At 45.4% G+C, this 2,143-nt stretch carries 1 protein-coding gene and 1 pseudogene; one reads left to right on the forward strand and one right to left on the reverse strand.

Annotated elements, in window-relative coordinates:
• Window positions 1-242: 242 nt before the first annotated feature.
• On the forward strand, window positions 243-590 hold the full coding sequence (locus tag B4J50_RS09815; RefSeq protein WP_353889994.1) for a hypothetical protein: 348 nt from the start codon (window positions 243-245) through the stop codon (window positions 588-590).
• Between the two features lie 188 nt (window positions 591-778).
• Here B4J50_RS09815 and B4J50_RS08745 read toward each other — a convergent pair.
• A pseudogene (locus tag B4J50_RS08745) lies at window positions 779-2,143 on the reverse strand (ribonucleoside-diphosphate reductase); the annotation flags it as partial.

The following is a 2,143-nucleotide window of genomic DNA, read 5'->3' on the forward strand; positions in this document are numbered from 1 at the left end:
TCCTATAAGGGATGGAAACATGCCTTGCAATTCCCACTCACCCCTCCTACCTGAGACTTTTTATGCTTCCCATAAGGGATGGAAACACAAATAACACCGGAAAATGGCATGGGTAGCGGGGTCTTTTTATGCTTCCCATAAGGGATGGAAACACGATTCCCCTTTTGCCGCATCGCCGAGAAGTGCCTCTTTTTATGCTTCCTATAAGGGATGGAAACCAATTGTATAGCTATGGATGGTAGTTGCAATGGCTTGCTTTCCCTGTTGAAACATTAAAACAGACCCCTAGGGTGCTGGCTGCCCCTCTCTTGATTTTCGATTCGGCGACGGTCTCCGGTAGCCTAGTTGCTATGGTGGAGTTAAAAGACCCCGATGGGGCAACTCTTGTGGTGCCCTTGCGACTTAATAAGAGGCAGGAAGGGTGGTATGTAGTTAACGAGATTTCTAGTGTTTACGGAAGAAAGCAGCATGGCACTCAGAAGCCGAACAATCAGTGGTTTATTAATCAAGCAGAAGAAGGTCGGTTACGTTACATAGACACAAAAAAAGCTCCGCGTGGTCAGACCTGTCGGGACAGGATTTACTTCTAGGCAAATCCCATCCGCATGGCCGAGCAAGCGAAGCCTTGTTAAACCAAAATATACCAACAGAAGCTGACCTTGTCAAACTAAAATAACAATTCTCATTCTTTTATCAAGGTAAAGCTCATGGCTCTACGTCTTTTAGCTCCAGAGATACTGTAATCAGACTGTTCCAGACAGCGAATAGGCCCTCTCCCCTATTTGCATGGCGAGTAGCCGCAGCTAAAACAGTAGGCGCATCCGGAAATCATTTCCATGGGGCTGCCACACTCAGGGCAGCGTAAATCATGTTTTTCCTCCACGTGCCCCTCTTTTTCAATAAGCTTCTCAAGCAACATGGCTATAGCGTCAGGAATAGATCTGGCAATGTGGGTATCATCGTAATCAAATACCCAGTATTCCTTCCCCGATAGCCCTTTCAATGTAGCAATAAAGTCTTCCAGCTTGCCCCCGCTGCGCAAACCGATGGATATGGCACGAGAGAGAGCTTCTGTCATAGCATTGAGCTCCGATCCACTTTTACCTATAGTGGCAAAAACCTCAAAAGGCTCGCAACCATCAAAATTGAGGGTAACGTACATGCTTCCCCATGGTGTTTTCTGCTTTATAGTTTTGCCAAAAACAATAAGACCCGGCCGCTTCTTTACTTTACTGGTATGAGGTTTTTCCTCTGCCTTTCTCTCTATCTCTTCTTTTTTCTTCACTTCGATAGGTTGGGCAGAACGGGATCCATCTCTATAAATAGTAATCCCCTTGGCACCCATTTTATAGCACATGGCGTACACACGTTTTACATCATCCACGGTGGCAGAGTTGAGAAGGTTCACAGTTTTACTAATTCCACTATCGATGTACCGAGCAAAAATACCTGTTACCGCTACATGCTCATCAGTAGAAATATCGTAGGCTGTAACATAAATAGGGTTAGAAAGAGCTCCTGTTTGTTGCAGTTCTTCCTGTTGTTCTTCATCTAGCAGTTTATGGCAGAATTGCCGAAGTTCATGGCCAGATCCATCAGTCTTCATTATGCGTCGTGTCCATGACCATGCAAAGTTAGGTTCGATTCCCGAACTTGTATCTACAAGCATGGAAATAGAACCGGTAGGAGCAATACTTAAACGACGACTATTTCGAATATTGCCTGAAGCCAGGGCTTTTAAAAGGTTTTTCACCTTCTGGATCCGCTCTTCTTCATTCCCCATAGAGTCATGGGTCAACACGCTTTCCAGAGCATTGACCAGTGTGTAAGGGATGGTTTCCGTTGCTCGCATGGTGGCTATCAGGGCGTAAAGATCTTCCTCGCCAACACGGGCGAACCATTCCTCTGAGAAAAGATCTTCTCCTTCCGTTTCCTCCTTAAAAAGTTTAAAAAGTTTTTCTACTAAATGGCTTTCATCAAAGGGAGTTTTGTTGGCTGACGATACGAGTTCTTCAGTAGCGCATAATGCAGCGGCAGCTAAACTTTCTCCCAGAGATGTGCAGTACAAGTTAAAACTCTCGCTTCCATAACGCATACCCAGCATAATAGCAGCATCGGCAAGTCCCATAATACCAAGACCCAC

It is taken from the genome of Aminobacterium sp. UBA4908, from assembly GCF_002398115.1.
Lineage (GTDB): Bacteria > Synergistota > Synergistia > Synergistales > Aminobacteriaceae > Aminobacterium > Aminobacterium mobile.